Raw genomic sequence first — 6,676 nt, forward strand, 5'->3', positions numbered from 1 at the left:
CCCCGGCGGAGGGATCAAGCCTGACCGCCCGGAGCCGGGGACGGTCGCCCCAGCCCCGCCACCGTGAGCGGTAAGGGGAGCAGGCCCAGTCGGTCCTTCGCGATCGGGTGACGGCGGCGGCAGTGCCAGCACCTTCGCGTGAAACAATCGCGGGAGGTCCCGCCGCTGCTCGGCCCTCCCGCGCGGCGTCCGGTGTCCGGCCGTCCGGTCGGTGCCCGCGGGTCCGGTTTCGCCACCGCTGTCGAGATCGCCAGGAGCCTTGATGGATGCCGTGTTCTCCGTACCCGAGCCGCGCAACGAGCCGGTTCGCAACTACGAGCCGGGCAGCGGAGACCGGGACCGGCTCCAGCGGCGGCTGACCGAGCTGGCCGCCGAGCGCATCGACCTGCCGATGACCATCGGCGGCGAGCAGCGGATGGCGGCCGGCGACCCGATCAACGTGGTGCAGCCGCACAAGCACGCCCACGTGCTCGGCGTGACCGCACACGCCACCCACGACGATGCCCGCGCCGCGATCAAGGCAGCCAAGGATGCCGCCCCGATGTGGCGGGCGCTGCCGTTCGAGGAGCGCGCCGCGATCTTCCTGCGCGCCGCCGAGCTGCTCGCCGGCCCCTGGCGGGACACCCTCAACGCCGCCACCATGCTCGGCCAGTCGAAGACCGCGATCCAGGCGGAGATCGACGCCGCCTGCGAGTTCATCGATTTCCTCCGGTTCAACGTGCACTTCGCCCGCCGCCTGCTCGAGGAGCAGCCCGCGTCCTCACCGGGGGTCTGGAACCGCTTCGACCACCGCCCGCTGGAGGGCTTCGTCTACGCGGTCACCCCGTTCAACTTCACGGCCATCGCCGGCAACCTGCCGTCGGCGCCGGCGCTGCTGGGCAACACGGTGATCTGGAAGCCGGGCCCCACCCAGCAGTTCGCCGCGCACTTCACCATGCGGCTCTTCGAGGCCGCCGGCCTGCCGCCCGGCGTGATCAACATGGTCACCGGTCGGGGCGAGGAGGTCTCCGACGTGGTGCTCGCCGACCCGGATCTGGCGGGCATCCACTTCACCGGTTCGACCAAGGTCTTTCAGCAGTTGTGGCGGACCGTCGGCGACAACATCTCCCGCTACCGGGGCTACCCGCGGCTGGTGGGCGAGACCGGTGGCAAGGACTTCGTGGTCGCGCACACCAGCGCCGACGTGGACGCCCTGCACACCGCGCTGATCCGCGGCGCGTACGAGTACCAGGGCCAGAAGTGCTCGGCGGCCTCGCGGGCGTACGTGCCGCGTTCGCTCTGGGAGGGTGGCCTGCGGGACCGCCTGGCCGCCACCGCCGACTCGCTGACCTACGGCGACGTCACCGACTTCAGCAACTTCGGCGGCGCGGTGATCGACGACAAGGCGTTCGCCCGGCACACCGCGGCGCTGGAGTTGATCGCCGGTGACGACACCTGCCGGGTGCTCGCCGGCGGCACGGCCGACGACTCGGTCGGATACTTCGTCCGGCCGACGCTCTTCGAGTGCTCCGACGCCGCCCACGAGACGTTCACCACCGAGTACTTCGGGCCGATCCTGGGCGTGCACGTGTTCGACGACGCGCGCTTCGACGAGGTGGTCACGCAGGCCGAGTCGATCGCCCCGTACGCGCTGACGGGGTCGGTGTTCGCCACCGACCGCCGGGTGATCGATTCGGTCGGCGAGCGCATGCGCTACGCGGCCGGCAACTTCTACATCAACGACAAGCCGACCGGCGCGGTGGTCGGGCAGCAGCCGTTCGGCGGCGCGCGGGCCAGCGGCACCAACGACAAGGCGGGCTCCTGGCTCAACCTGGTTCGCTGGGTGTCGCCGCGGACGATCAAGGAGACCTTCGTGCCGCCGACCGACCACACGTACCCCCACATGGGCTGACCTGCGGCGACCCGCTGGCGGCGTGCGCAGCGCCGCCAGCGGTCGGCCGAGGGGCCGCAATCCATCGATAGTCCTCAACGGACAGTCTGCCGCCGACAGTGCACATAGGAAGTCCTGTCGGGTGGCAAACTGCCAAATCCTGGACGCCGGCAGCGCAAAGTGGCAGCGTAACGGCCATGGCGGAATCCGGAGTCAACCCCACGGCGGCGGCCCTGCTCGGGCTGCTCCACGAGGGTCCCATGACAGGCGGCCAGTTGATGGCCGCCGCAGAGCGCCGACTGGCGCCCTACTGGTCGATGACCCGCAGTCAGGTCTACCGCGAGTTGCCGGTGCTGGCCGAGCGGGGGTACGTGCGGCTCGGCAAGCCGGGCCCACGAATGAGCCAGCCGTATGCGCTCACCGCAAGCGGGAAACGGACATTTTCCCGCTGGCTGGCGGAGAACCCGGGGCGGGACACCATCCGCAACCCGATCGCGCTCCGGATGGCCTTCGGCAACCTGCACTCGTCCAGCCAGCTCAAGAGCCTGTACGCCTCGGCCAACGAATACCACACCGAGGCCCTCGCTCAGGTACGCGAACAGGTCAAGAACGCCAAACGGGACGGCGAGACGTACGACGCCAGCGCGCTGGAGTTCGCCGTCGCCTACCACCGGGCGGCCCTGTCGTGGCTGAAGTCCGCCCCCGTCGGGTGATCTCCGGCGGGTTCGCCGACACGGAACGAGCTGTGCTGCTCCCGGCACAGTACGCTTGTCTGTCGTGACCGCTGCCGATTACGCCGAACAGCTCAAGGAACTCGACGCGACCCTGCGCAACATCGAGGCCGTCCTCAATCTGGACCGGCTGCACGAGGACAAGGCCCGCCTGGAGCAGGAGGCGTCCGCCCCCGATCTGTGGGACGACCAGGCCAAGGCGCAGCAGGTGACCTCGCAGCTGTCGTACGTCAACGGCGAGATCAGCAAGCTGGGCAGTCTGCGCTCCCAGCTCGACGACGCCCGGGTGCTGCTGGAGTTGGCCGAGGCCGAGTCCGACCCGGGTGTGCTGACCGAGGTCGAGACGGAGATCACCGGCCTGACCAAATCCATCCAGGAGATGGAGGTCCGCACCCTGCTCTCCGGCGAGTACGACTCCCGGGAGGCGCTGGTCGCCATCCGGGCCGGCGCCGGCGGCGTGGACGCGGCGGACTTCGCCGAGATGCTGCTGCGGATGTACCTGCGCTGGGCCGAGCGGCACGGCTACCCGACCGAGGTCTACGAGACCTCGTACGCCGAGGAGGCGGGCCTGAAGTCGGCCACCTTCGCGGTCAAGGTGCCCTACGCGTACGGCACGCTCAGCGTCGAATCGGGCACCCACCGGCTGGTCCGGATCAGCCCGTTCGACAACCAGGGTCGCCGGCAGACCAGCTTCGCGGGCGTGGAGGTGCTGCCGGTGACCGAGCAGACCGACCACATCGACATCCCGGAGAACGAGGTACGCGTCGACGTCTACCGTTCCTCGGGGCCGGGTGGGCAGAGCGTCAACACCACCGACTCGGCGGTCCGGCTCACGCACATCCCGACCGGCATCGTGGTGACCTGCCAGAACGAGAAGTCCCAGCTGCAGAACAAGGCCTCCGCGCTGCGGGTGCTCCAGGCCCGGCTGCTGGAGCGCAAGCGCCAGGAGGAGCAGGCCAAGCTGGAGGGCCTGAAGGAGAACGCGGCCGGTTCGTGGGGCGACCAGATGCGCTCCTACGTCCTGCACCCGTATCAGATGGTGAAGGATCTCCGAACCGAGCAGGAGACCGGCAATCCGAGCGCGGTCTTCGACGGCGAGTTGGACGGTTTCATCGAGGCCGGCATCCGTTGGCGTAAGCAGCGGCAGCTCGCCGGCGACGGTGCGTGACGACTCGCGGGCGGAGCGCTTCGTCGATCTCCAGGTGAGGGCCTGATTCGACGACGCGCGCCGCTTCTGCGGGGCGTGGGGCTTGGCTCAGTTGTTACACCGCGTAGACTCACCACCCGTGATTCAGCTTGAGCAAGTGACGAAGACGTACCCGAAGGCGTCCCGGCCTTCGCTCGACAACGTGTCCGTCTCGATCGAGAAGGGCGAGTTCGTCTTCTTCATCGGTCCATCCGGCTCCGGCAAGTCCACAATCATCAAGATGCTGCTGCACGAGGTCACCCCCAACAAGGGGCGGGTCCTCGTCAACAGCAAGGACGTCACGTCGATGCGCTCCTGGAAGCGACCCCACTTCCGGCGTTCGATCGGCTGCGTCTTCCAGGACTTCCGGCTGCTGCCGAACCGCACCGCGTACGAGAACGTGGCGTTCGCCCTTGAGGTGATCGGCAAGACCAAGGCGGTTGCCCGCCGGGTCGTGCCGGAGGTGCTGGAGCTGGTCGGGCTCGGTGGCAAGGAGCACCGCTATCCGCACGAGCTCTCCGGTGGTGAGCAGCAGCGGGTCGCCGTCGCCCGGGCGTTCGTGAACCGTCCGCTGATCCTGCTGGCGGACGAGCCCACCGGAAACCTGGACCCGGACACCTCGATCGAGATCATGCGCCTGCTGGACCGGATCAACCGCACCGGCACGACCGTCGTGATGGTCACCCACGACTCCAACATCGTGAACCAGATGCGCCGCCGCGTCATCGAGATCGAGAGCGGTCGCATCGTGCGTGACCAGGCCCGCGGCGTCTACGGGTGAGCCGGCGCTCCACCCCTCTCGCAGCCTGACGACGAACACCTCATGCCGGAGACCCGGAGGAAATCCCGATGCGCGTGAAATACGTCCTGTCCGAGGTACTGGTCGGACTGTGGCGCAACGTGACCATGACCATCGCGATGATCATCACGATGGCGGTCTCGCTGACCATGCTCGGCGCCAGCGGTCTCATGTACCGCCAGGTTGACGACATGAAGGACCTCTACTACAAGAACATCGAGGTCTCGATCTTCCTGAGTCAGGAGGTGAGCGAGCAGCAGCGCACCGACCTGGACGCCAAGCTGAAGGCCGACCCCCTGGTCAAGGACGTCATCTACGTCAACAAGGACGAGGCGTACAAGAAGTTCCAGGAGATGTACCAGGACGCGCCGGACCTGGTGAACGCGGTCAAGCCGGACCAGCTGCCGGAGTCGTTCCGGCTCAAGCTGAACAACCCGGAGCAGTACAAGAACATCTACGACCAGTACAAGGACACCGAGGGTGTCGACGAGATCGTCGACCAGAGTCGACTGCTGGACAAGATCTTCGACGTCCTCACCGCGATCCAGAACATCGCCCTGGCCGCCGCGATCGTGATGGCCATCGCCGCACTGCTCCTGGTGGCCAACACCATCCAGGTCGCCGCGTACAGCAAGCGGCGTGAGGTGGCGGTCATGAAGCTGGTCGGCGCGTCCAACTGGTTCATCCAGGCGCCGTTCGTGCTGGAGGCCGTGGTGGCCGGCCTGATCGGCTCACTGCTCGGCCTGGTGGCCCTGGTCGCGGCGAAGTATCTGCTCTTCGACGGGTCGCTCAAGGCGTTGCAGGGCCTGCTGTCGCCGATCAGCTGGGGTGACATCCTGTTCATCTTCCCGCTGATGGCCGGCGTCGGTGGCCTCGTCAGCGCCGCCACCGCCTGGATCACCCTGCGCTTCTACCTGCGGGTCTAGGCAGCGTACGGGTCGTCCCGTCGTCACTCGGGGACCCTCCCGCGGCCGGAATAAACGGCGCGGGAGGGTCCTTGTCATTCGGGTAGCATGATCGGTTGTCCGGCCGGGGTGAGCCCGGCGACGGACGTTTCCGGGAGAGGGGGTGGCGCCGATGCCACGGGAAAAGGGGCGCAAGGTGGTCGCCTCCAACAAGAAGGCCCGCCACGACTACGCGATCCTCGACACGTACGAGGCGGGCATGGCGCTGACCGGCACCGAGGTCAAGTCGCTGCGGGCCGGGCGGGCGTCGCTGGTCGACGCGTTCGCCCAGGAGCGCGACGGCGAGTTGTACCTGCACGCGATGCACATCCCGGAGTACACCCAGGGCACCTGGACCAACCACGAGCCCCGGCGTACGCGCAAGCTGCTGCTCAACCGGGGCGAGATCGACAAGCTCGTCGGCAAGACCCGCGAGGGTGGTCTGACCATCGTCCCGTTGCAGGTCTACTTCTCCGACGGCTGGGCCAAGGTCGAGATCGCCCTGGCCAAGGGCAAGAAGTCGTACGACAAGCGCCAGGACCTCGCCAAGCGCGACGCGGACCGGGAGATCGCCCGGGTGTCCGGTCGACGTGGCAAGGGAATGGACGACTGATTCATCCCTTTTGCCCGGGTCGGCGCGCCGACCCGGGGCTCGGGATGAAACCCGTTGCGGCAGGCGTTAGTCTTGTCAGTGCCGCCGCAAAGGCGGCCTGTCGAGGGGGTGACTGGTTTCGACTTCGTACGCAGCGACAGGGGAAGCGAGCCGAGGAAGCCGACGTCGTCTCGAGAATCGGTCGTCGGAAACTTATAAGCGCCAAGAACAATCGCGCTGACTTCGCTCTCGCCGCCTGAGGCGAGTAGCTAAGTCTGTCGGCCTGGGAACGCCTTCGTCCCAGTAGCCGGCATCAGCTAGAAGGCTGGCCAATCGGACCCGGTCGCGGGGTCCGTGCGGCGAGATCAATCAGCGACTGGGCCCGTCACACCAACTTGCTCGCGTGAGCGGTGGGGCCGAGTAGAGGCACAGCGAGCTGCGCTCGGAGAAGCCCTGACAAACCGGCGAAGGACCCGGGTTCGATTCCCGGCACCTCCACCACCTCGAAACGATGCGCCCTGGCCCCCCGGCGGGGGCGCATCGTCGTATCCGCC

The 6,676-nt window shown here is 67.9% G+C and carries 6 protein-coding genes and 1 other RNA gene; all 7 read left to right on the forward strand.

Annotated elements, in window-relative coordinates:
- The first annotated feature begins 262 nt into the window (after positions 1-262).
- The 7 genes from pruA to ssrA all read left to right on the forward strand — a co-directional run bounded on the left by pruA (position 263) and on the right by ssrA (position 6,623).
- The gene (gene pruA, locus AB0J68_RS23800) at positions 263-1,891 is read left to right on the forward strand and encodes an L-glutamate gamma-semialdehyde dehydrogenase (protein ID WP_354859066.1); all 1,629 of its coding nucleotides are present in this window, start codon (positions 263-265) and stop codon (positions 1,889-1,891) included.
- A gap of 176 nt (positions 1,892-2,067) precedes the next feature.
- A complete protein-coding gene (locus tag AB0J68_RS23805; protein ID WP_007455856.1) occupies positions 2,068-2,583 on the forward strand; it encodes a PadR family transcriptional regulator in 516 nt (171 codons plus the stop codon).
- Between the two features lie 64 nt (positions 2,584-2,647).
- On the forward strand, positions 2,648-3,769 hold the full coding sequence (gene prfB / locus AB0J68_RS23810) for a peptide chain release factor 2 (RefSeq protein ID WP_354859069.1): 1,122 nt from the start codon (positions 2,648-2,650) through the stop codon (positions 3,767-3,769).
- 118 nt (positions 3,770-3,887) lie between these two features.
- Positions 3,888-4,568: a cell division ATP-binding protein FtsE gene (gene ftsE / locus AB0J68_RS23815; protein WP_354859071.1), complete on the forward strand. Its 681-nt coding sequence runs from the start codon at positions 3,888-3,890 to the stop codon at positions 4,566-4,568.
- A 68-nt stretch (positions 4,569-4,636) separates the two neighbouring features.
- Positions 4,637-5,512 (forward strand): permease-like cell division protein FtsX, encoded by an 876-nt coding sequence (gene ftsX, locus AB0J68_RS23820; protein ID WP_354859074.1) that lies wholly within the window; start codon positions 4,637-4,639, stop codon positions 5,510-5,512.
- A gap of 151 nt (positions 5,513-5,663) precedes the next feature.
- Positions 5,664-6,143: an SsrA-binding protein SmpB gene (smpB, locus tag AB0J68_RS23825; protein ID WP_124775313.1), complete on the forward strand. Its 480-nt coding sequence runs from the start codon at positions 5,664-5,666 to the stop codon at positions 6,141-6,143.
- A 104-nt stretch (positions 6,144-6,247) separates the two neighbouring features.
- Positions 6,248-6,623, forward strand: a transfer-messenger RNA (tmRNA) gene (gene ssrA / locus AB0J68_RS23830).
- The last annotated feature ends 53 nt before the right edge of the window (positions 6,624-6,676 follow it).

The sequence above is a fragment of the Micromonospora sp. NPDC049580 genome, from assembly GCF_040675595.1.
Lineage (GTDB): Bacteria > Actinomycetota > Actinomycetes > Mycobacteriales > Micromonosporaceae > Micromonospora.